The organism is Kordiimonas aestuarii, from assembly GCF_025574465.1.
GTDB classification, from domain to species: domain Bacteria; phylum Pseudomonadota; class Alphaproteobacteria; order Sphingomonadales; family Kordiimonadaceae; genus Kordiimonas; species Kordiimonas aestuarii.
This window is the reverse complement of record NZ_JAOBPP010000009.1, coordinates 1-22,309: the sequence shown is the minus strand read 5'-3', so window position 1 is coordinate 22,309 and position 22,309 is coordinate 1. Positions and strand designations below refer to the sequence as shown.

Below are 22,309 nucleotides of genomic sequence, written 5' to 3'. Positions count from 1 at the left end.
GGCATATGAAAACCACAGCCCGGTAACCACCTGCCTACGCTATACTATAGCACCCATCAAGCACATGTACGACGAATTGTTCTGTTGGAACGATTAACCGAGTTCCTGCAGCAAGGCATCCAAGGGGTCTGCAGGCCTCTTTTCCTGCGGCGCGTGGCCGTCAGCGGTCACAGGACGAATATTTTCTGCTTCATGTGCAGGCTGATACTGCGGGGGCTGCCCCGCTTCGCTGCTGGTGCCGTGTATTTCCTCAGCCAGAACCTGATTGATAACAAGCAACAATTGGCGACGGTTGATCGGCTTCGTGACCACGTCCTCCATACCCGCCTGCTTGAAACGCTCAAGCTGCTCCGGGAACGCATCTGCGGTACAGCCGACGATGGGCACATTTGCCATGTCACCGTCCATGGCACGAATCCATTTCGTGGCATCAATACCGCCAAGAACAGGCATCTGGATATCCATCAGGATCAGATCAAAGTCCCGCTCTTCCACCAAGCTACACGCCTGCGCGCCATTCTCAACCGCGGTCAGGTCATGCCCGAGTTTCCCGAGCATATTAGCCAAAATTCGCTGATTGATCAGATTATCATCCGCCACCAGTATCTTGAGTTTGCGACGGGCCTCTGCATCCATCACTGTGGCCCGTGGATCAAAAGCATGTTCATCCACGAAGTCGGCCTCGTTACCTTCCGTGCATGCAAAGGTGAACCAGAACGTCGCCCCCTCCCCCTCATCGCTATCAACGCCGATTTCTCCACCCAGCAGGACACAGAGCTGTTTACAAATGGCAAGACCAAGCCCCGTACCACCGAAGCGGCGCGTCGTAGAGGCATCGGCCTGGGTAAATTTCTGAAACAGCTTGCGCTGCGCTTCCTTGCTGATGCCAATGCCTGTATCGATAACAGACACCTTGACCCGAAGGTTCGAACCCTCTTTGCTTTCCTGCTCCGCACGGATAATAACGCCACCGTTCTCGGTAAACTTTAGCGCGTTACCGACAAGGTTAAACAAAATCTGCCGCAAGCGTGTCGGGTCGGAAAAGATGACAGCTGGTAAATTTTTGTCACATTGCCACGTGACGCTGAGGCCTTTTTCCGTCGCTTTAGGTTCGAGGAAATGCGCGGTGTCAGAGATAATTTTTTCAAGCCTTGTGCCCTGGTTTTCCAGTTCGACCTTGCCGGCTTCCAGTTTGGATATGTCAAGTATGTCATTGATCACCGTCAGCAGGGTCTGCGCAGATTGCTGCAGCGTAACAGCGAAATGATACTGGTTTTCATCAAGCTCCGTATCCAGCAACAGGTCGATCATACCGATGACGCCGTTGAGCGGTGTCCTGATCTCGTGGCTCATTGTTGCAAGAAATTCCGATTTGGCGACGTTCGCCGATTCAGCCGCATCGCGCGCCTTTGAAAGTTCATTCGCGAGCTTGGCGAATGCTTCCCGCTGTTCCTTCAACACCGCCTCGTTACGGCGTTTATCTTGAACAACCTGCTGAAGGTTATATTCAACCTCGGAAAATTCTGCGAGCCGGGCACGGGTATTGTCCGCCGCGCGCCTCAGGTGCGTCAACACGCTGACGAGATCATCCCGACCTTCAAGGGCAAGCTCCGCCTCTTCATCCAGTGGCTGCCCGGTAAGCACCGCTGACTGCACACTTTCGATAAAAGCTTCCGCAGGCTTCACTAGGCGCCGCTCAAGTGTAATCTGAAGGGCCACGCCCGCTATACCGCCTAGAAAACCGGCAGCCAGAATGGGCAAAAAGGTGACAGGTGCGCCGGGTGTCAACGTAAGTGGCACAACAGCGCCGCCGGCTGCAGTAAGCCCCAAAATCCAAGGTAACGCTTTAAGCACTTTCGGCATATGTTCTCAGCAACTTGATGGCCCGGCTGGAATATCAAAGGAAAAGGGTACTTTGTTGCGCGCTTTTAGGCAACCAACAGATGCGGTCTCCATCTAAAACTGAACCCGTTTCGTGAAGCCGCCATCGACAATTAGGTTCGTGCGGGTGATCCATTTGGCAGCCGGACTTGCAAGAAATACCACACCGTTGGCAACTTCTTCCGGCAGACCCAGGCGGCCAAACGGCTGACGCTGCACTGTTGCGCTATAGGCGTCCGGCTGTTCGCGTTCTATGCCGCCCCAAAAGCCGTCAGGAACATGGATCGGACCGGGCGAAACACAATTAACGCGAATGCCGTGCGGCGCCCCAGCGGCACCAAGCTGGCTGGCGTACGCCACGAGCCCCGCCTTAATGGTGTTATACGCCCCGGGGCTACCAAAATCCTCAAGCCCAGCGATGCTGGCGATGACAACGATAGCACCATCCCCGGACGTGGCCATATGTGGCAAAACATGATCACAGCCCCTGACCGTTGCCATCAGGTCTACGTCAAAAGCGCGCTTCCAACCCTCTTCCCCCGCCAAGGAGCCACCACTGACGTTGGGAATAAAAACGTCTATACCTCCAAGAGCTTGGGCGCGTTCATTGATCCAGTTACCGTAAGCTGTGGGATCGGCGACATCCAGCGCAGCACCACTTACATCATAACCGCCCTCCTGAAGTGACCTAACCTGCGCGCTGACCTGCGCCCCGTCACGCGCACAAAAGGCAACACGTGCCCCTTCACGCAGAAAACAATCCACAATAGCCGCGCCTATTCCGCGCGTACCGCCTGTCACAAGAACACGTTTTCCCTTAAGGCCGAGGTCCATGGATAATCCTTCCTGCCCTGCCGCTCCTACCGCCTCAGAAGGTTAAGCTTTGGCGGCGTCCGCGTGCGCCATATCCCTCAGATCCCGGCGCAAGACCTTGCCGACCGGAGATTTGGGCAATTCCTTGATAAAACATATGGTTTTGGGAACCTTATACCCAGTGAGGTGTTCACGGCAATGGGCGATCACTTCCGCCTCGGTCAGGTTTTCATCACGGCGCACAACATAGGCTACAACCTTTTCGCCGCTCTCGCCGTCTGGAGCGCCGACAACCGCCGCTTCAGCCACGCGGTCAAAGCGGGTTAACACGTCCTCGATATCCGTGGGGTAAACGTTAAAGCCAGAGACAATGACCATATCCTTTTTCCGATCGACAATCGAAAGGTAACCTTCATCGTCCATTACGGCCACATCGCCTGTCATCAACCAACCACCATCAACAATGGTGGTAGAGGTTGCGTCCGGGTTATTGAGATAGCCACGCATAATTTGCGGGCCGCGAATCCAAAGCTCGCCAGGCTGACCTTGGGGTAACTCATTACCCTCGTCGTCCACGATACGAATTTCTGTTCCAGGGATTGGAATGCCGCAAGTACCCCGTTTTGGCGGGCGATTAAGCGGCATGGACGAGACCACGCAGGTGCCTTCAGTCAAACCATAACCTTCGTAAATGGGTGCTCCTGTCAGCTCTTCCCAGCGCTGGGCCGTCGCAGGCTGCAACGGTGCCGCGCCCGAGAAGCAATAACGTAGCGTCGTCGGCGGGTTTTTAACGAACCAGTCTTCCTGTAGCAGGCCAAGATACAGCGTGTTCACGCCCGGCATGACCGTGATATCAAACTTCTCAAACACCACCTTGAGGTTAGCAAGGGGCCGTGGCACGGGTACCAGCACCACATGCATGCCTGTATACATGCTGTTCAGCATACCAACAGCCAGCGCATAGACATGATATAGCGGCAATACGAGGAGCAGACTTTCGTTTTCCTCGCGTTCAATGCCATCATCGCGCTTATTGGCCTGCGAGATATTCCCCACCACATTCCCGTGGGTAAGCTCCGCTCCCTTACTGCGACCGGTCGTGCCACCTGTATACTGGAAGATGGCGATGTCCTGATGACCCTGGCCTTGCCGATATTTGCTGACACTCACTCCCCGCGCCATATGCTTGAGGCCGGTCTTCACAACATTTGCGAGCGTGCCCGCTGTTGGCGCATTCAGGGGCGGCACTGCTTTCTTGACATACTTGAGGGCAAAGCCCAGTAACGCCTGTGGAAGCTTGGGGAACAGGTCGACAAGCGACAGGGTATACACCCGCTCGACAGCGGTGCCATCAATGGACTGTTTGATCCGGTCACCAAAGACATCAATGACAAACCATACCTTGGCACCACTGTCCTTGAGCTGGTGGTTGGTCTCGTCAGTAGTATAAAGTGGGTTCACATTGGTAGCGACAAGCCCTGCTTTGAAAATACCAAACGCCAACACCGGATAAGCAAGTGTATTAGGGCACTGAATGGCCACCACATCCCCTGATTTCAGGCCCAGATCCTCACGAAGGTAAGCCGCAACAGCATCCGAGAGGCGACCTACGTCGGCAAAGCTCAGGGTGTGGAAATGTCCCGTCGGTAAAATGCAGCTTACGGAAGGCTTATCCCCATGTTCGGCGACACATTTATCCACCATTTCGCCCAGATGCGACGCAAGCATATCCTCTTCGGTGAATTTCACCTGACCCATTGTTGAACCTTCCATTATGTCTCCCACCCTCAAAACTAAATATTCATCATTCCGGCACTGCTTCAAGCCTGTTCATCAGTTCATCCGGTTTTTCAAGCAGCCCCGCAAACTCCTCAGCCATGCGGTAGCTTTCGTCCACCACCTTGCGCCAATAGGCCCAACGTTCAGTATCATTCATTTCAGTAAAGTTTTTCCTATCAGGTATACGGCCGTGTGGCAGCGAAGCGACAAAGTCATCACTTGGTGCCAAAATCAGCTGCTGATCAAGTGCAGTGGCACCCACACGGCGTCTTTTATAGGTTTTATCAAACCAGCCAGGCGTCAGGTGTCCGTAGAAATGCGGATAGAGCACAATGCCATCCTCGTAGGACCATGGCACATCAAAATGGTAGTCAATCACCCCGCCGTCGCGGTATACCCCCTTTGGCGCGCCCTCAATATTGCGTACCGGATCAACCGCAAAAGGGATGGACCCGGACGCCATCAACGCATCATGCAAGGACGTGGGCTTGAGCTTTACGTCAATGCGGTCAAAATTCTGCCAGAGCGGCGAACATGCCACTTTTTCACCAGAATAGAATACCGCCCGCTTGAAAAAACGGCCAAGGGCGGCCCGGCTAATTGCGTTGACAGAAGCCGCAGCCAGTAACCCAGCGCCTTCCACGAAACGGGTATCGCTGGCCGTCGGACCTTCGCAACGTACAGCAACAATATTAAGGTTACGGCGCTCATTATTCAGGATCACTTCGCATACCTCGCGCCCCATGACTTCTTCAAGAATTTTATAGGACGCCAAGCTTACGGCCTTTGGCGTGGCACCGTCTTCATTCCGATAGGTAAAATACGCGTCCTCAAATCGCTTGAGCATGGCTTTTGGGTCAGGATGGCTGGCAATGGTCATGCGCCACGCACCAATCGACGAGCCAACCATGTCGACAGACTGAGAGGCAGTCGCAAGCCAGTCGCCAAAGACAAATTGATCCATCCCCCTGAGAACCAGCCACTTCGGACCACCAGACGCGCCCACAACCATGCGCACAAGGGACGGTGTGAGCCCCTCCTTTTCGATGCGTCTGCGCGCTGTTTTCCCGGCAATAAGCCTAAGGGACTGCATATCGTTCCCAATCGTTACCCTGGTAGTTGAGAAGGAAAATATACGGGTTACCACCTTTTTCAAGACCAACCAGTCCAGAAATTTATTAATTGCTGCAACAGCTAGGCAAAATGAAGCAGCAAGGAGACGACCGAACGGGCTTCATTTGTCAGCACGCCCGGCGCGGCACAGAGGTGTTCCAACTCACCAAGAGTGACCCACAGATTATGGCCGTCGTCATCCGCCACATGGCCTTCGGGCACAAGGGCAACTTGATAGCGGCAGCAGGCCTGCATGAAACGCCCGCCCTCGTCCGATTGATCAATGCTGATAAGTGTTTCCGCGGAGTTTCCGTCAACCAGCGCGCTCAGCCAGTCAGGTTGTGACGCCGCAGTTTCCTTTTTGAAGCTGGGCCCAAATTCCACCCCGCCGGTCAAGCCTACCTCTATCGCAGGGCGCAGCAGGAACTGTAAGTGACCATTCCGCTTCTGACAGAGCAACACGACTTCATCACTTGAAGTTGAAAGAACAAGCGGCTGGTCCCAATCTATTTTTTCCCGCTCAGGCGCGTGAACATGATACTGACGCACCTCAATCGACGGACCTCCTTGTCCCGCTGCATGGACCCTGTCATCCAGCACCGCCCACCCCGGCAGCGCTTCAAGCGCCACGGCCTCCACACTTAAAGCGATGTGTTGACGTAACGCAGCAACCCTTTCCAAAGCGATAGGCACGATGTCCCGCTCGCCGGGAGCCTGATAGGAAGCATATAAAGCCTGTTGATAAGGACCTGCCCCCGAAAAGGGCACACCTTCACCGGCGACATACTTCCATGGCGAAGATACAATCACGGAGCGTGCATCGGTATTGATCGCGAACTCCGTTCCAAGCGCCTGCCGTATCGCCTCGGCTGACAGCCAGTGATAATGCTCGTTCACGATCTCCGCTTTTTCTTCAAGCAAACACATTGCATTCCGGTTGAACTTTTTCAGGAACCGGGTTCCCTGCTCTGATTGCAGACTGTCACTCACGAGCGCATCACTGGTGCCGGTAAAATACGCCAGATATGCTGTGGCTGCCCCACCATGCCGTCGCATATAGTTGCTGTGTGTGGCCTGTACGCTGGGCGCAAGTTGCACAGATGCGATATTGCCCGGCTCGGCCTTCGCCTGCACAAGCCATTGGTAACCGTCGTCACCTTTTGCAACCATGAAACCAAGGATGCCTATCTCTGGCTGATTAATGATGGGCTGGACAAGGCCGTCCAGATCACGAACATTACTCCCAGCTATAACCCCATGAACAGAGAAAAAGCCACCTGTCATGTGAGACAACTGCCCGTTGCCCATCTGCCATTCCTTGCTCTGCGCGAACGTAATGGCCTCAAACCGCATCGCGCAGTTGACGCGCCTTTCTGCCAACCATTCAAGCATGGTCATTCATCTTCCGCCAACGCGGGCTGGTTTGAAGTCGTTCTTTTGCCTCGCGAGCCACAAGCTGCCAGTTTTCGTGCGTTGGCAGCTCTTCGCCAGTGCGCCTTTTAAGCATTGACGCCATTGCATCGCCAGGCTTGCCCCGCAACATTGCAGAAGCCTGCGCATGACCGTCCCAACCAAATGTCTTGTATAGCTCGGCAGTCTCTTCGGTTATCAGGCTTTCATACACCCAGGAATGTTCCTCGGCAGCATATTGATATTTGAAGAAGGACCAATTCCGATGCGGCTCGCAGGTTGCGACCTCCCGATGCAGAAGCTCTCTGGTCTTGTCGGTGCCCAGCTTCTGTATTCGCGCCAGCCAATAGCCGCCCTCGCTATCGTTCAGACCATAGAGTTGTTCTTCAGGGCTTTTACGAAACCAGGCCGTTTTTTCTGCGTTGCAGTAAATAACCGACATATGATCGTCAAAATGACATTTGATGTCGCTGCGCCACGCCCTTAGCACCCAATCCTCAAGAGGGGTCCGGTAAATTTGGCGCGCGGGCTTCCACGGACCGACTGTCTCCAGCGCGCTTCGCCGCACCACCCAAGCCGACACCGGTTCAAACAAAACCGGCATGTTGAAAAATGCATCTCTGGCCGTGCGACTGCTTGGGGTTTGCTCCCAACAGATTGGCTTGTTGTCATGATTGTTCAGCGTCGTCAGCGCGGCACCGGCGGCATAAAAGTCAACTTCTTGGCGATCCATTGTCTCAATGGCCCGCTCAAGGTGATCCGGCAGCCAGATATCGTCATGGTTGACGAAGGCAACAAACTCGGTTTCTGCGGCGTACAGCCCGGCGGTGTTGGGGCCGGATTGCTCACCGCAGCGGGTTTGCAGGTTCAGGTAGAATATCCGTTCGTCGTTAAAGCCCTCCATCATCTTTTCGGTTTCCGGGGCACACGCGTCCCCAATCACCAGCAACAGCCAGTCCTTGACTGTTTGGTGCAGTATGGATTGGATGGTGTGGTTCAACAGATGGGGGCGATTGTATGTGGCAATGACAATCGTGACTCTGGCCATAAACGCGTCTCGACATAAACAGGATAATTGGCGGCCAGCATATGAAGCGCCGCAGCGCTCCACAAGATTTAATCGGTCCGGACCTTACAAAACTTCCGGGGCTTAGGGCTTTAGAATAACCTTGCCCTTGGCCCTGCGCTCGGTCAGGCAGGTAAAGGCTTCGACGACATCGTCCAGTTCGAACACATCATTTACCAACGGGTCAATGATGCCTTCCTCGAACATCTTGAACATTTCCATGGTGTTCTGCACCTGCAGGCCCGGGTTTGCGCGCGCCCAGTTGCCCCAGAACACACCGACGATTGAGCATTGTTTGAGCAGACACAGGTTCAGTGGTGGCTTCGGAATGTCCCCCGCTGCAAAACCAATCACCAGCAATCGGCCGCCAGGCGCCATGGTGCGAAGCGCCGCTTCAGTATAGTCGCCGCCAACAGGGTCATAGATAACGTCAACGCCCTTACCTTCGGTGATTTCCTTCACCCGTGCTTTCACGTCTTCATTTGAATAATTGATGACGTGGTCCGCACCGGCTTTTTTACATACCTCAAGCTTTTCGTCACTGCTGGCAGCCGCAATAACAACTGCGCCCATGGCTTTACCCAGTTCAACAGTGGCAAGGCCTACGCCACCCGCGGCCCCCAACACCAGAAGGATCTCACCTTTCTGGATATTCGCCCGCTGCTTGAGCGCATGATAGCTGGTGGCATAGGTGATGGTGAAGCCCGCGGCCACTTCAAATGGCATCTTCTCCGGCATTGGTACCAGCGTCTTTGCAGGTGCCGCGATCTTTTCCGCAAACGCGCCTGTCTGGTTGAAGAAAATCACCCGGTCGCCAACCTTAACGTTGGTAACCCCCTCACCCAGGGCCTCGACTACTCCCGCACCCTCACCGCCTGGCGTGAACGGCAGGTCCGGCTGGAACTGGTATTTACCGGCCACCATCAGCACGTCCGGGAAGTTAAGCCCAGCGGCTTTCACGTCGATCAGTACCTCACCCTTGCCTGGTTTTGGCGCGTCAATCTCTTCCACGGTCAGGCCAGTATGCGCACCAAGTGTGCTACATCTTACTGCTTTCATCGTCTCTCTCCCTTGAAACAGATGAGGCGGGCATCGGTTAATACCCCGCGGCCCGCCTCCTGAAGACTTTAATTGGCTTGCTTACGCAACTTCAAAGAGGCCAGCCGCCCCCATACCGCCGCCAACACACATGGTGCAAACGACATACTTGGCGCCGCGACGCTTACCTTCGATCAATGCATGGCCAACCATGCGTGCGCCCGACATGCCATAAGGGTGGCCGATGGAAATTGCCCCTCCATTGACGTTCAGCAGGTCGTTCGGGATACCAAGCTTGTCACGGCAATAAACCACCTGTACAGCAAACGCCTCGTTGAGTTCCCACAGACCGATGTCATCCATCTTCAGGCCGTTGGCTTTGAGGAGTTTCGGAATGGCGTAAACCGGCCCAATACCCATTTCATCTGGTTCAAGGCCCGCAACAGCGATACCGCGATAGTAACCAAGCGGGCTCAGGCCGCGCTTCTCGGCTTCTTTCGCATCCATCACCACAGAGGCAGAGGAACCGTCCGAAAGCTGGCTCGCATTACCGGCGGTAATGGTACCACCTTCAATCACTGCCTTGAGGCCACTTAGGCCTTCAATCGTTGTCTCAGGGCGGTTACCCTCATCCTTATCCAGCGTGACGTCATGGAAGGTCATTTCCTTCGTTTCCTTGTTCACCTGCACCATTTTGGTGGAGATGGGAACGATCTCATCATCGAACTTGCCAACGGCTTGCGCGGCAGCTGTACGTTGCTGTGATTGAAGGCTGTATTCATCCATGGTTTCACGGCTGATGCCGTAACGGTCTGCCACAATTTCCGCCGTTTGAAGCATCGGCATGTAAGTGTGGGGGTGCATCTCAACAAGGCTTTTGTCAATCGCCTGCCAGCGGTTCATATGCTCGTTTTGAACCACGGAAATGCTGTCCAGGCCTGCACCCACGACAATATCCATGCCATCATACATCACTTGCTTGGCAGCCGTTGCAATGGCCATCATGCCGCTTGAACATTGCCGGTCCATCGTCATGCCGGAGACGGTCACAGGAAGGCCAGCGCGAAGTGCCGCCAACCGACCGATATTGGGACCAGAGGAACCTTGCGTCAGGGCACAGCCCATGATCACGTCTTCAATTTCGCCGCCTTCAAGGCCAGCGCGCTCAACTGCATATTTGATGGAATGGGCACCAAGTGTTGGTGAAAGCGTAGCATTGAGGGCGCCACGATAGGCCTTGCCGATCGGCGTCCGTGCTGTTGATACGATGACTGCTTCCCGCATTCGTTTGCTCCTTACATTTTGATGCCGAGCGCTGCTGCGGCTTTTCCGATAAATTTCATGGATTGCTGACCACCCTGCACCAACTCCTGCTGGCCGTCAGGGTTGCTCAGGTCCGCCATTTGGGCGCGTACATTCTCAGGTGTCTGATCCTCAGGCTTCAGGTGGATGCCGTCTGTCTCGTAAACAACTGCGCGGGCATAACCACCAGCGCCGGCGGCAAGCACCGTACGGTTCGGCGCGTCCTTGTCGCACAGGGTAATAAGGCCTGCAGTTACCGATTCCGGGGTCGACAGTTTCAACGCCTCTTCCGGCAACAAGCCTTCAGTCATGCGTGTCGCCGCCATTGGCGCAAGGCTGTTCACCTTGATGTTATATTTGGCGCCCTCAAGGCACAGCGTGTTCATGAAACCAACAACCGCCATTTTGGCCGCGCCATAGTTGGACTGGCCAAAGTTGCCGTAAAGGCCCGAGCTTGATGTGGTCATCACGATGCGGCCATAAGCTTGCTCACGCATGATCTCCCACACGGCCTTGGTGCAGACCACAGAGCCCATCAGGTGCACTTTCACGACAAACTCAAAGTCCTCCACGCTCATTTTCGCGAAAGTTTTGTCGCGCAGCACACCTGCATTATTCACAAGGATGTCAATCCGGCCCCATTTTTCCATGGTTTTTTTGACCATATCGGCAACCTGCGCCTCATCGGCGACGTTGGCACCATGCGCAAAAGCTTCACCGCCAGCGTCAACGATCTCTTTCACCACAGCTTCGGCCGCCGCGCTTGAGCCCCCAACACCATGGACGTCTCCACCCAGGTCGTTTACCACAACTTTAGCGCCGCGCCGCGCAAGTTCCAGCGCGTGGGTACGGCCAAGGCCACCACCCGCACCCGTTACGATCGCAACCTGATCATCAAAGCGAATGCTCATCTCACTCTCCACAATTACTTAATTAGATTATAGGGTTAGCTGCTCAGTACCTGCATGGTCAGCCATTCGGCGATCAGCGCGGGGCGCTCTTCGCCTTTAATCTCCATCGTCAGCTCGGTTTTCAACAGGAAACGGTTCCCCGGCTTCTCGGAAACGTCAAGCAGCTTTGAGCGCGCCCGGATTTCGCTGTTCACCTTCACCGGGCTCATAAAGCGCACCTTGTCGGACCCGTAGTTGATACCCATAACAGCACCTTCAATACCGATAGCCGCGTCCGCCATCAGGTACGGCGCCATTGAAAGTGTGAGAAAGCCATGCGCAATCGTTGTGCCGAATGGTGTTCTCGCAGCTTTTTCGGGGTCAATATGAATGAACTGATGGTCAAGCGTGACGTCCGCAAACGCATTGATGCGTTCCTGATCAATTTTGAACCAGTCGGAAACACCGGTTTCCTTGCCAATATAGTCTTTGAGTTTGTCTTTGCTTACAGTGATCGCCATAATGCTTCCCTGTCTGAAGAATTGTTCAATGCTTAAGGTAGCGCGGAAATGCCGCCGTCAAGCGGAATAATGCCACCCGTGATATAGCCTCCCGCGCGTGAACACAACATGATGAGTACACCCGCTACATCTTCCGGCTCGCCACAGCGATGCAGCGGCACGCGTTCTTCCTGCGCACGGCGGCGTTCCTTATTTTCCGTCACGAAAGCCATCATGCGGCTCGGGAACGGGCCCGGCGCGATGGCATTCACCGTAATATGAAATTTTGCCAGTTCGTTTGAAAGAATTTTGGTCAGGTGGTGTACCGCTGCCTTCGATGCGCCGTAGGAATAAGCAGTGTTCGAGACGGGCCGTGTTCCCACAACCGAGCCAAGGTTCACCACCCGTGCCGGGTCTTCCTTCGTGCCTGCCTTTTTGAGAAGTGGCAGCACAAGCCGTGTGAGATCTGCGACTGCTGTCACATTCAGCCGAAAGACATCGTCCCACTTCTGACGCGGGAAGTCCTCAAACGGCGCTCCCCACGTCATGCCGGAATTGTTGACAAGGATATCGAGCTTGCCTTCGCGTGCCTCGATCTCCTTCGCCAGTCCTTCCGTGCCCTCAGGTGTCGATAGGTCAGCCTGCAGCGCAATCACCTCACCCGGACCAACGGCGTTCAGCTCCTCCGCCACGTCCTCACAGCTCGCAAGCCTGCGGGAAGCAATATAAACCTTGCAGCCCGCACGAACGAGCGCTTCGGTTGCCATCGTCCCGATACCGGAACCACCGCCGGTGACAAGGGCAACCTTGCCACCGATCTGGTATAGTGTTGAAAGGTCCATGGTGCGGCCTAAACGCTGTTTGTGCGGTATTTCTTGAGCTCGGTACGCGCGATTACCATGCGGTGCACCGCGTCCGGCCCGTCCGCGAACCTGAGCGTACGCTGGCCATGCCACATGTTTGCAAGCGGGAAGTCCTGGCTGATACCCTGCCCGCCATGCATTTGCATGGCCTCGTCGATCACCTTCAACGCCATACGCGGCGCCACAACCTTGATCTGGCTGATATAAGGCTGTGCGGCTTGTGTGCCAATTGTGTCCATCATGTGTGCGGCCTTAAGGCATAGAAGACGCGCCATCTCGATCTCGATACGCGCTTCAGCGATGATGTCATAGTTGGCGCCCAGCTTCACCAGTGTCTTGCCAAACGCTTCTTTCGCCAGCGAGCGTTTGATCAAGAGCTCAAGCGCCCGTTCCGCCGACCCGATGGAGCGCATGCAGTGGTGGATGCGGCCAGGGCCCAAACGGCCCTGGGACACCTCAAAACCACGCCCCACGCCAAGCACAAGGTTCTCCTTCGGCACCCGCACATTGGTAAAGCGGATGTGCATATGGCCGTGCGGCGCATCATCATGACCAAACACCATCATGGGGCGCAGGATTTCAATGCCCGGCGTACCGGCCTCAACAAGGATCATGCTGTGCTGGCTCTTGCGTGGCGCGTCCGGATCGGTGCAGACCATGGTGACATACACCGCACAGCGCGGATCGCCAGCACCGGAAGCCCAGTATTTTTCGCCGTTCAGGACATATTCGTCGCCGTCAAGCACCGCGCTCATGGAAATATTGGTCGCGTCTGATGACGCCACGTCCGGTTCGGTCATCAGGTACGCGGAACGGATTTTCCCGTCCAGCAAAGGCTTAAGCCATTTTTCCTTGTGCTCCTCGGTACCGTACCGTTCGATCACTTCCATGTTGCCGGTGTCAGGCGCCGAACAATTGAAGCTTTCTGCTGCCAGATGAGAACGGCCCATTTCTTCCGCCAGATAGGCATATTCCACGGTTGTCAGGCCAAACCCGGCATCCGACCCTGTCAGCCAGAAGTTCCACAGCCCCGCTTCCTTTGCTTTTGCCTTCAGGTCTTCCAGAATTTCTGTCATGCGCGGTGTGAAAGCAAAACGTTCGCCCGTGCCGCCAATTTCGTGATGATACTCGTCTTCAACCGGCACCACATGCTCGTCGATGAAGGCGCGAACCCTGTCCCGCAGCTCTTGGCCCCGTTTTGTTAACCCCAAATCCATGGACATGCTCGTTTCCCTTCTTACTGCTGTTCGGGCCGCCAAAGGCCTCGATATGTTGTTTTGATACCATTGCGATCAATCTTGCCTGAGGCAATCATCGGTAACGCCTCTTTTGTCATCCAGATTTTCTCCGGCACCTTGAAACCTGCCAGATGTTTTGCCACTTCAGCCTTGAGCGCATCTTCAGTCGTCTCGTCCTCAACCGAGACAACTGCACCTACGAGTTCACCCATGCGCTCACACGGCAGGCTAAATACAGCCACATCCTGAACGCCCGGAATGGCGTGCAATACAGCTTCTACCTCAAGTGTCGAAATATTCTCCCCGCCCCGAATGATAATCTCTTTCAGGCGGTCAACGATATAAAGGTATCCCTCGTCATCAAGGTAACCAACGTCGCCGGAATGAAACCAGCCGTCCTTGAACGCACGTGCTGTCGCTTCCGGATTTTTCCAGTATTCGCGGATATTGGTCACACTTTTAATGCAGACTTCACCGGGTTTACCCGTCGGCATCTCCTCCCCGGTTGCCGGGTTCAGTATCTTCACATGGATCAGGGGTGGTGTCGCTTTGCCGGTACTTGTCGGGCGTTCCACATATTCATCCGCCGACAATACAGCCGTCAGGGAGTTCGTCTCTGTCAAACCGTACCCGATGCCCGGGTTCGAATTTGGGAACACCTCCTTGATCAGCTTGACATGTTCAGGCGGACGCGCCGCACCGCCCCCACCAAGATCCTGAAGACTCGACAGGTCATATTTGTGCCTCAGCGGCGACGTCGCCATTTCAAATGACATGGTTGGCACACCCGTCATGCCAGTGACGCCCTCCGCTTCAATCAGCCTGAACGCTTCTTCCACATCCCATTTGTGCATTAGCACAAGCTTGCGCCCAAGCGTCGCAGAGACAAGTAGCACCGGCAGAAGCCCTGTAACGTGGAAAAAAGGTACAGTGGCCAGCATCACCGGCTGGAAATCCGGGTCAGGGTTAAGCCGCCCCAGCATCTTGAGGCCCAGCGCGATACACACCCAGTTCATCAGCACTGAAACCACTGCACGGTGTGTGGAGAGAGCCCCTTTGGGAAAACCTGTGGAACCGGACGTATAAAGCATCATGGCGTCGTCTTCCGGCCCCAGATCAACCTGCGGCCACACCATGGGCTTCTTGTCCCCAAGGGTGGACGCAAAGTCATATAGCCTCTCGCCAGCTTCGAACGCATCGCGGGCTACAATCACCTTGAGTTCACCACCGGCCATCAGCGGTCGCATGGTTTCCATCCTCGGAGCATCGGTCACGGCAACTTTGGCGCCACAGTTGTCCATCGCCCAGGCCACTTCCTCCTCTTTCCACCATGCATTCATCAGCACCGCAATACCGCCCGCCGCAACAATACCCATATAGGCGATGGGCCATTCAGGATAGTTGCGCATCGACAGGGCAACGCGGTCACCCTTTTTCACGCTAAAATCCTCAACAAGCGCCTGTGCAAACTGTGACGCCATGGCAATTGTCTGGCTGTAGGTGTAGCGATCTTCGCCGTAGACGAGGAACTCGCGCTCCGCGTGGCCAAGGAACATCATGAAGGCGTCCCTAAGGCTTGGTGGCTGATTGACAAAGGCGGTGTGTTTCACACCGTCAATTTCAATTTCATCGGTGGTGAACGGCATACCCGGCTTGGTCAAAAGACCAATCACCTGATCAATCGGTGTTGCCGGATCGACCACAGGCAGGTCAAGGTTATCAAATGCACCCATGATAGCCTCAGTAGCCAGAGCAGCGGGCAAAACGGTCCGCGTGATAGTTGAAGTCCCCATAGAGGTGCTGCAGCACACGCGCGCGCTTTATATAAAAGCCCATATCAAATTCGTCCGTCATGCCAATGCCACCATGCATCTGGATAGCTTCATTGGTCGCGAGCTCCGCGGTTTTGCTGGCCTTGGCTTTGGCAAGGCTGGCAAACCAAGCCACATTACCACCCGCGTCTGCGACCTGCAGCGCCTTGAGAATCGCCGACCGTGTCACTTCAATTTCGCCGAAAAGCTGCGCGGCACGGTGTTGAAGCGCCTGAAAAGAGCCAATGGGCACACCAAACTGCTTACGTTCCTTCAGATACTCCACCGTTTCATTGAAACAGTGCTGCGCAATACCAAGAAGCTCAGCGGCCACAACGATACGGGCACGGTCGAGCGCGCTGTCCAGAGCTTCAAAAGACTTGCCTTCTGCCCCCAGCAAAGCATTCGCTCCAACAGTAACGCCCTCAAAGGTGATCTTGGCCCAGTTGCGGCTGTCAACCGAGATCGTCCGGTCAACGATCAGGCCCGAAGCCCCGCGATCCACGATAAAGAGGCTGAGGCCCTCGGTGGAGCCAGCTTCCCCACCGGTACGCGCAAGCACGATGATCTTGTCCGCGACATGTCCTTCGGGCACGAATGTCTTCATGCCGCTAAGCTTGTACGCGTCGCCTGACTTCTCTGCCTTTAGGGCCGTGCCTTCGGGCGCGTGGCGGCTGCCTTCGTCGACCGCGAGCGTGGCGATAATCTCGCCCGCCGCAATAGCGGGCAGAAGCTCGTTTTTTTGCGCCTCGCTTGCCGCAGCCTTAACCACTGACGCCGCAACAACGCCGCTTGCCAGATAGGGTGAAGCAGAAAGGGTTTTTCCCAATGCTTCCGCCACAATACCTGCACCCACACAGCCAAAGGCCGTGCCGCCGTGGTCTTCATCAATCAACAAGCCAGCAAAGCCCATTTCGGACATTTCTGTCCATAATTCCGTTGAAAATCCCGTCTCGTCGGCGTCATCGCGCAACTTGCGAAGTTGGCTGACTGGCGCCTTCTCGGTGAAAAAGCCCTCGGCGGATTCCTTAAGGAGCTGCTGTTCTTCATTCAATACTAAAGCCATGATGCGCCTCCCCCTTAGCTCGGTAGCCCAAGAATACGTTTCGAGATGATATTGAGCTGTACCTCGGTTGTACCGCCCTCAATCGAGTTACCCTTGGTCCTGAGCCAAGAGCGCGCCACCTCACCATTGTTGGAGAACTGACCTTCCCACTCAAATGCATCGGAACCGTTCACTTTCACGATCAACTCGTGACGATCTTTGTTCAGTTCGGTGCCATACCCTTTAAGCAGCGATGAGAACGCGCCCTGGTCGCCGCCGGCCTTGGCCGCATCCTTTGCACGCTCCAGCGTGAACAGGAAACAGGCGGCGTCAATCTCATGCTCCGCAATCTGGTGCCGCAACATGGTGTCAGGCAATTCACCATCTTTGGTACCCAGCTTGTCTTTCGCCAGCATATTCAAGGGTGTTGGAGTGCCCATGTCGCCAATATTGCTTCGTTCATGCGTCAGCAGATATTTAGCAATGGTCCAGCCTTTGTTTTCCTCGCCGATCAGGTTCTTCTTAAGAACCTTCGCATCGTCAAAGAAGGTCTCACAAAATGGCGAATAGCCGGAGATCAGCTTGATTGGTTTGGTAGAGACGCCCGGCGTTTCCATATCGAACAGCACAAAGCTGATGCCGTCGTGCTTGACTGTAGCGTCTGTTCGGATAAGGCAGAATATCCAGTCTGCCTTGTCTGCATAAGATGTCCAGATCTTCTGGCCGTTAATAATATAATGGTCGCCATGGTCCACCGCTTTGGTTGCCAGCGCCGCAAGGTCAGAACCGGCGTTGGGTTCGGAATAGCCCTGACACCAGCGAATTTCACCTCGCACAATGGGCGGGATAAACTCTTTCTTCTGCTCTTCGGTGCCAAACTTCAAAAGGGCTGGGCCAAGCATCCAGATACCAAAGGATACAAGCGGCGGACGGGCACCAATACGCTTCATCTCAGTTGCCAGGATTTTCGCTTCATCCTTGGAGAGGCCGCCACCGCCATATTCCTTTGGCCATGTCGGCACGGTCCAGCCGCGTGTGGCCATACGCTCAAGCCATTTCTTCTGGTCTTCGCTCTGGAACTTGAACTTGCGACCACCCCAACAGAAATCAGCCTCGCCCTTCATCGGCGTCCGCATGGACTGCGGGCAGTTTTCCTCTAGCCACGCACGCGTTTCAGTGCGGAAAGCTTCCAAATCACTCATGAACCTTGTCCCTCTCAATTCTCAACCGGCCTTCCCTCGGCCGGTAAAATTCAGGCCCTGCTTTCCCGTCAGGACATGAAAAACTAATGGTAAGGATTAAGTCGGTTTTGCTCGGCTTCAAGGCAGGACAGGAAAGATTGTGCATTATCAGCGTAAATGTTGAAACTAATCACATCGAGGCTGGTCGTATGACAAATTCGGCCTACCTCACGGCGTTAACCCCTCCGCTGAGACAATATGCAGCTTGCGAGGCTTTATGGCGGCATTTTCCTACAGGACAGTCTGGAACCTTGCGGGACCAAATATCGTCAGTAATGTGCTGATGGTTTCTATCTCCTTTGCGCATCTGTCAATTGTAGCCCCCTTTGGGCGTGAAGCCAGTGCCGCTGTCGTCACTGGTGGGCGGGTGCATTTCCTCCTGATGGCGGCATCGATGGCGCTTTCCGTAGCCACAACGGCGCTTGTCGCCCGTGCCTGGGGGGCCGAGGATAGTGACGAGGCATCCGCCGCCACCACAAGCTCCCTTGTCCTGTCTGTGCTTATTTCCCTTATGTTGGGGCTGGTAACATTTGCAGCAGCCCCCCAGATCGTCGGCCTTTTTGGGTTGGAGCCCAAAACGGCTATGCTCGCGATTGATTATATCCGCCCGGCGAGCCTGCTGAATATCGTGTTCTCGCTCATGCTTACGGTGGCAACCTCCTTCAGGGCGATTGGCGATGTCATCAGGCCGCTGCGTTTCATCGCCTTCGGTGCGGCTTCCAGCATCGCGGGCTCTATCATGCTGGTCCATGGGGCTTTTGGGCTACCGGAAATGGGCGTCGCAGGTATCCCGTGGGGCACTGCAGGTGGTCAGTCCCTTGTTGTGCTATGGTTTGCGTATCGGTGGTTTTCTCAGAGATATGTCCTCAAACCCCGGCCTGCCGACGCATTAAACGTGAAGCGTCTGAAGCTCCTTGCCAGCATCGGGGCACCAGCGGCGCTTGAACAAATCCTTATTCAAGTCAGTTTTCTCCTCTTTATGATGCTGATCTCGGGCTACGGCACTGCCGCCTTTGCCGCCTACGGGATCGGCATCACGGTATTGAGCGTCACGATTGTTGTCGGCCTTGGGTTTGGTACCGCCAGCGCCACACTCGCCGGCCAACGGCTTGGCGCGAAAGACGCCGAAGGGGCGGTTGCCAGCGGCTGGGCCGCCATGAGGCTTGCCATTGTGGGCATGTCAGCCCTTGCGGTGCTGACCTTCTTTTTTCGGGGGCCGATCGCGGCTATTCTGTCCGCCGATGAAGCCGTCCGCGCCCACACCCAATATTTTGTGCTTATCCTTGCCATTGTGCAGCCTCTTATGGCCGTAGAGTTTGCCATCGGTGGCGCGCTTCGCGGCGCTGGCGATACCAAGTTCCCGCTTGTTGTTACTTTCGCCGGCATGATTGTGGGGCGCCTGACCATCGGGTTGATTGTGCGCGCGCTTGGCGGACCAATTGAGGCTATGTACGCGGTTATCATTGTCGATTATACCATCAAGGCCTGTCTGCTTATTCTGCGGTACCGCAATATCAACTGGCTTGAACTTGAAACCCACCCGCAGGCGCCCCTTGCGCTGCAGTCCGTTGCCGGGGTCAGCCGGGGGACCGTACGGTCCTTCTTTTCAAGGCGGAATGACGATAGTCCCCCGCTGGGTAAATAAATCATCTCCGCGCTTTGGACGCGCAGCCAAATCGCGCTATCTCTTGCAGTGAATAATTGTCACAGCCAAACGTGTTGGAGGGGATCATGGCAAAACCAGGCATGCTGGACATCGGCTCAGTCAAGGACAAGGTATCCGCAACTGAATGGGAGACGCGGGTTAACCTCGCCGCGGCCTACCGCATGGTGGCCCACCTCGGGTGGGACGACCTTATCTACACTCATATTTCGGCGCGCATTCCCGGCACCGACCATCATTTCCTGATTAATCCGCTGGGCCTGATGTTCGAGGAAATCACGGCATCAAGCCTTGTGAAAGTAGACCTGAGCGGCAAACAACTGATGGACACACCGTTCATCCCGAACGCGGCCGGTTTTGTGATCCACAGCGCCATCCATGCAGCGCGTGACAACGCCATGTGTGTGCTTCACCTGCATACTGACTACGGCATTGCGGTCTCGAACCAGAAAGATGGCCTATTGCCGATGTGTCAAAGCGCGATTCCGCCCTGGATGACAGTTGCGTACCACGACTATGAGGGCTTTGCGGTCAATGACGGCGAAAAAGAGCGCCTCGTGGCGGACATGGGCGACAAGAACTGCCTTATTCTCAGGAACCACGGCACCCTGACGGCAGCAAGCAGTGTTGCCAAGGCCTTTGAGATGATGTTCTTTCTGGAGAAAGCCTGTAAAATACAGATCCTCACGCAAAGTAGCGGGGCAGCACTTCATGAACCAAGCAGGGAATCGATCGACAATGCGACACGGGATGTGCGGGTCGTCGCGGGGGCGAATGGTGCAGATAATTTTGTATGGCCCGCAATTCTGCGTAAGATGGATCGGCTTGATTCCAGTTTCAGGGATTAAGGCACCGGCCATCCGGCCTAAACACGAGGTTTTATGAACACGGTACAACCGATTATTGATGAACTCGCCATTGAGCGGCTGGACAACCTACTGTTTCGCGGCGAGCCAAACAAATGGCCCAACAAACATGTTTTTGGCGGCCATATCCTCGCACAGGCCATGGAGGCAGCAAACGCCACTGTAGAGCCAGCGTTTCGCCTGCATTCACTGCACTGCTACTTCCTGCGGCCGGGCATCGCGGACCAGCCCATCATCTATGATGTAGACCCGATCAGGAACGGACGCAGCTTTGTCACCCGCCGGGTTGTCGCCATCCAGAACGGTGAAGCGATCTTCACGATCTCGGTCTCCTTCCATGTCGGCGAGGATGGTGTAGCACACCAGATTGACATGCCTGACGTACCGATGCCGGAAGACCTGGACGATGATGAAGCCTATTATGCGCGAGTGCTGCGCGCCTTTGGTAAACAGCCAAAGGACAAGCCTTATATGCCGTTTGAGATGCGCTCCATTGACAGAATGGACCTTGAAAACCCGGTACCCAAAAGCCCGGAAACAGGATATTGGTTCAAATTGAAGGAACCTATAGAAGGGGACCAGGCGCTGCATGGCCGCCTGATGGCCTATATCTCAGATTTCGCCTTCCTGTCCGCCAACCTCCGACCGCACGCGATGATACCCCGTGATCCGCGTCTCAAGATGGTGGCAAGCCTGGATCACGCAATGTGGTTTCACCGTGACAGTTTCCGCGTTGACGACTGGGTTTTCTATAAGACGGATGGCTATTGGACCGGCAAGGGTCGCGGCCTCGCCCGGGGCGCCCTTTATGACCGCAACGGTCGGCTGTTGGCCTCCACAGCGCAGGAAGCGCTCCTGAGACTAAAGAAAGAGGACTAAGCAGCAAAAAGGCGGCAAAAGTGCCGCCTTATTTATCCCTTCAATCGGTCAGGCCTTAGGCCGGAAACTCATAAAAGGGATTCCCAAACAGGCGAAGATATGATTCAACGCTTCTCAAATCATTGAGGAGGTTTTGATGCGCCGCCGCCGGTATGAACTGACAGATTATGAATGGTCGATCATAGAGCCTTTGCTGCCGAACAAGCCGCGCGGGGTGCCTAGGGTGGATGACCGCCGGGTGATCAACGGCATCTTGTGGCGCTTTCGGGCGGGAACGCCGTGGGCAGACATTCCCGAAAGATATGGTCCCTACACCACCTGCTACAACCGGTTTGTCCGCTGGCGCAAGGCCGGGGTGTGGGACCGACTGTTCGAGGCGGTGAGCAAAGCCCATGACGGTGACATCATTATGATCGACAGCAGCTGTGTCCGTGTGCATCAACAAGGGGCCACGGCAAAAAGGGGGATCAGGACGATGGCTGCATGGGCCGTTCCCGGGGTGGACTGACCACCAAAATCCACGCCCTCGTCGATGCGGATGGTCTGCCGATCAGGCTTTCGCTGACTGCTGGACAGACCCACGACAGCAAACCGGCCCTTGATCTGATTGAGGACATCAAGGAGGAAGCGATCTTGCTCGCTGACAAAGCCTATGATACCGACGCGCTTCGTGCCTTCACCACAGCGCGCAGAGCTTGGGCCAATATTCCGCCAAAAGCCAACCGCAAGCAGTCCTTTACCTTCAGTAAATGGCTGTACCGACACCGTAATCTCGTCGAGCGTTTCTTCAATAAGCTCAAGCACTATCGGGGCATTGCAACGCGCTATGACAAAAACCCGGAGAATTTCCTCGCCGCTGTAAAACTGGCTTCAGTCTGTATCTGGTTGAAAAATTATGAGTCTACGACCTA

Annotated in this window: 19 protein-coding genes; 4 read left to right on the top strand and 15 right to left on the bottom strand. The window is 55.2% G+C overall.

Annotated elements, in window-relative coordinates:
- Positions 1 to 93: 93 nt before the first annotated feature.
- The 15 genes from OEU85_RS01235 to OEU85_RS01165 form a co-directional block, all read right to left on the bottom strand.
- Complete coding sequence (locus tag OEU85_RS01235; protein WP_262689613.1) at positions 94 to 1,863, bottom strand: ATP-binding protein; 1,770 nt, start codon at positions 1,861 to 1,863, stop codon at positions 94 to 96.
- A gap of 93 nt (positions 1,864 to 1,956) precedes the next feature.
- A complete protein-coding gene (locus OEU85_RS01230) occupies positions 1,957 to 2,715 on the bottom strand; it encodes an SDR family NAD(P)-dependent oxidoreductase (protein WP_262689612.1) in 759 nt (252 codons plus the stop codon).
- 42 nt (positions 2,716 to 2,757) lie between these two features.
- Positions 2,758 to 4,467 (bottom strand): long-chain-fatty-acid--CoA ligase, encoded by a 1,710-nt coding sequence (locus OEU85_RS01225; RefSeq protein WP_262689611.1) that lies wholly within the window; start codon positions 4,465 to 4,467, stop codon positions 2,758 to 2,760.
- 31 nt (positions 4,468 to 4,498) lie between these two features.
- Entirely contained in the window at positions 4,499 to 5,566 is a 1,068-nt protein-coding gene (locus OEU85_RS01220; protein WP_262689610.1) for a hypothetical protein, read from the bottom strand.
- Positions 5,567 to 5,667: 101 nt separating this feature from the next.
- Entirely contained in the window at positions 5,668 to 6,978 is a 1,311-nt protein-coding gene (locus OEU85_RS01215; protein ID WP_262689609.1) for an NDP-hexose 2,3-dehydratase family protein, read from the bottom strand.
- Positions 6,971 to 8,044 (bottom strand): glycosyltransferase family 2 protein, encoded by a 1,074-nt coding sequence (locus tag OEU85_RS01210; RefSeq protein WP_262689608.1) that lies wholly within the window; start codon positions 8,042 to 8,044, stop codon positions 6,971 to 6,973. The genes OEU85_RS01215 and OEU85_RS01210 overlap by 8 nt, the downstream gene beginning before the upstream one ends.
- 102 nt (positions 8,045 to 8,146) lie before the next feature.
- Positions 8,147 to 9,121 carry an NADPH:quinone oxidoreductase family protein gene (locus OEU85_RS01205; protein WP_262689607.1) on the bottom strand — a complete coding sequence of 325 codons (975 nt, stop codon included), beginning with the start codon at positions 9,119 to 9,121 and terminating at the stop codon, positions 8,147 to 8,149.
- Positions 9,122 to 9,202: 81 nt separating this feature from the next.
- The gene (locus OEU85_RS01200) at positions 9,203 to 10,384 is read right to left on the bottom strand and encodes an acetyl-CoA C-acyltransferase (RefSeq protein ID WP_262689606.1); all 1,182 of its coding nucleotides are present in this window, start codon (positions 10,382 to 10,384) and stop codon (positions 9,203 to 9,205) included.
- Positions 10,385 to 10,395: 11 nt separating this feature from the next.
- Positions 10,396 to 11,313 carry an SDR family NAD(P)-dependent oxidoreductase gene (locus OEU85_RS01195; RefSeq protein WP_262689605.1) on the bottom strand — a complete coding sequence of 306 codons (918 nt, stop codon included), beginning with the start codon at positions 11,311 to 11,313 and terminating at the stop codon, positions 10,396 to 10,398.
- Positions 11,314 to 11,348: 35 nt separating this feature from the next.
- Complete coding sequence (locus OEU85_RS01190; RefSeq protein ID WP_262689604.1) at positions 11,349 to 11,813, bottom strand: MaoC family dehydratase; 465 nt, start codon at positions 11,811 to 11,813, stop codon at positions 11,349 to 11,351.
- 32 nt (positions 11,814 to 11,845) lie between these two features.
- A complete protein-coding gene (locus tag OEU85_RS01185) occupies positions 11,846 to 12,634 on the bottom strand; it encodes an SDR family oxidoreductase (RefSeq protein ID WP_262689603.1) in 789 nt (262 codons plus the stop codon).
- Between the two features lie 8 nt (positions 12,635 to 12,642).
- Entirely contained in the window at positions 12,643 to 13,878 is a 1,236-nt protein-coding gene (locus OEU85_RS01180) for an acyl-CoA dehydrogenase family protein (protein WP_262689602.1), read from the bottom strand.
- Positions 13,879 to 13,892: 14 nt separating this feature from the next.
- The gene (locus OEU85_RS01175) at positions 13,893 to 15,626 is read right to left on the bottom strand and encodes a class I adenylate-forming enzyme family protein (protein ID WP_262689601.1); all 1,734 of its coding nucleotides are present in this window, start codon (positions 15,624 to 15,626) and stop codon (positions 13,893 to 13,895) included.
- Positions 15,627 to 15,633: 7 nt separating this feature from the next.
- Complete coding sequence (locus OEU85_RS01170; RefSeq protein WP_262689600.1) at positions 15,634 to 16,770, bottom strand: acyl-CoA dehydrogenase family protein; 1,137 nt, start codon at positions 16,768 to 16,770, stop codon at positions 15,634 to 15,636.
- A 14-nt stretch (positions 16,771 to 16,784) separates the two neighbouring features.
- Positions 16,785 to 17,951 (bottom strand): acyl-CoA dehydrogenase family protein, encoded by a 1,167-nt coding sequence (locus OEU85_RS01165; protein WP_262689599.1) that lies wholly within the window; start codon positions 17,949 to 17,951, stop codon positions 16,785 to 16,787.
- Positions 17,952 to 18,207: 256 nt separating this feature from the next.
- On the opposite strand from OEU85_RS01165, the gene OEU85_RS01160 reads away from it, so the two are divergent.
- From OEU85_RS01160 to OEU85_RS01145, 4 genes are all read left to right on the top strand, one after another.
- Positions 18,208 to 19,635 (top strand): MATE family efflux transporter, encoded by a 1,428-nt coding sequence (locus OEU85_RS01160; RefSeq protein WP_262689598.1) that lies wholly within the window; start codon positions 18,208 to 18,210, stop codon positions 19,633 to 19,635.
- Positions 19,636 to 19,721: 86 nt separating this feature from the next.
- A complete protein-coding gene (locus OEU85_RS01155; RefSeq protein WP_262689597.1) occupies positions 19,722 to 20,501 on the top strand; it encodes a class II aldolase/adducin family protein in 780 nt (259 codons plus the stop codon).
- A 33-nt stretch (positions 20,502 to 20,534) separates the two neighbouring features.
- Positions 20,535 to 21,398, top strand: coding sequence for an acyl-CoA thioesterase (locus OEU85_RS01150; RefSeq protein ID WP_262689596.1), 864 nt, complete (start codon positions 20,535 to 20,537; stop codon positions 21,396 to 21,398).
- 136 nt (positions 21,399 to 21,534) lie between these two features.
- A protein-coding gene (locus OEU85_RS01145; protein WP_262689381.1) for an IS5 family transposase occupies positions 21,535 to 22,309 on the top strand; the annotation gives its coding sequence in 2 pieces (ribosomal slippage) (positions 21,535 to 21,850 and positions 21,850 to 22,309; 776 coding nt annotated over the 2 pieces). This gene is flagged as partial in the annotation.

What these genes read in the sequence shown, in the direction of transcription:
- OEU85_RS01235 (WP_262689613.1), bottom strand. Translation starts at nt 1,863, where the DNA reads ATGCCGAAAGTGCTTAAAGCGTTACCTTGGATTTTGGGGCTTACTGCA.
- OEU85_RS01230 (WP_262689612.1), bottom strand. Translation starts at nt 2,715, where the DNA reads ATGGACCTCGGCCTTAAGGGAAAACGTGTTCTTGTGACAGGCGGTACG.
- OEU85_RS01225 (WP_262689611.1), bottom strand. Translation starts at nt 4,467, where the DNA reads ATGGAAGGTTCAACAATGGGTCAGGTGAAATTCACCGAAGAGGATATG.
- OEU85_RS01220 (WP_262689610.1), bottom strand. Translation starts at nt 5,566, where the DNA reads ATGCAGTCCCTTAGGCTTATTGCCGGGAAAACAGCGCGCAGACGCATC.
- OEU85_RS01215 (WP_262689609.1), bottom strand. Translation starts at nt 6,978, where the DNA reads ATGCTTGAATGGTTGGCAGAAAGGCGCGTCAACTGCGCGATGCGGTTT.
- OEU85_RS01210 (WP_262689608.1), bottom strand. Translation starts at nt 8,044, where the DNA reads ATGGCCAGAGTCACGATTGTCATTGCCACATACAATCGCCCCCATCTG.
- OEU85_RS01205 (WP_262689607.1), bottom strand. Translation starts at nt 9,121, where the DNA reads ATGAAAGCAGTAAGATGTAGCACACTTGGTGCGCATACTGGCCTGACC.
- OEU85_RS01200 (WP_262689606.1), bottom strand. Translation starts at nt 10,384, where the DNA reads ATGCGGGAAGCAGTCATCGTATCAACAGCACGGACGCCGATCGGCAAG.
- OEU85_RS01195 (WP_262689605.1), bottom strand. Translation starts at nt 11,313, where the DNA reads ATGAGCATTCGCTTTGATGATCAGGTTGCGATCGTAACGGGTGCGGGT.
- OEU85_RS01190 (WP_262689604.1), bottom strand. Translation starts at nt 11,813, where the DNA reads ATGGCGATCACTGTAAGCAAAGACAAACTCAAAGACTATATTGGCAAG.
- OEU85_RS01185 (WP_262689603.1), bottom strand. Translation starts at nt 12,634, where the DNA reads ATGGACCTTTCAACACTATACCAGATCGGTGGCAAGGTTGCCCTTGTC.
- OEU85_RS01180 (WP_262689602.1), bottom strand. Translation starts at nt 13,878, where the DNA reads ATGTCCATGGATTTGGGGTTAACAAAACGGGGCCAAGAGCTGCGGGAC.
- OEU85_RS01175 (WP_262689601.1), bottom strand. Translation starts at nt 15,626, where the DNA reads ATGGGTGCATTTGATAACCTTGACCTGCCTGTGGTCGATCCGGCAACA.
- OEU85_RS01170 (WP_262689600.1), bottom strand. Translation starts at nt 16,770, where the DNA reads ATGGCTTTAGTATTGAATGAAGAACAGCAGCTCCTTAAGGAATCCGCC.
- OEU85_RS01165 (WP_262689599.1), bottom strand. Translation starts at nt 17,951, where the DNA reads ATGAGTGATTTGGAAGCTTTCCGCACTGAAACGCGTGCGTGGCTAGAG.
- OEU85_RS01160 (WP_262689598.1), top strand. Translation starts at nt 18,208, where the DNA reads ATGGCGGCATTTTCCTACAGGACAGTCTGGAACCTTGCGGGACCAAAT.
- OEU85_RS01155 (WP_262689597.1), top strand. Translation starts at nt 19,722, where the DNA reads ATGGCAAAACCAGGCATGCTGGACATCGGCTCAGTCAAGGACAAGGTA.
- OEU85_RS01150 (WP_262689596.1), top strand. Translation starts at nt 20,535, where the DNA reads ATGAACACGGTACAACCGATTATTGATGAACTCGCCATTGAGCGGCTG.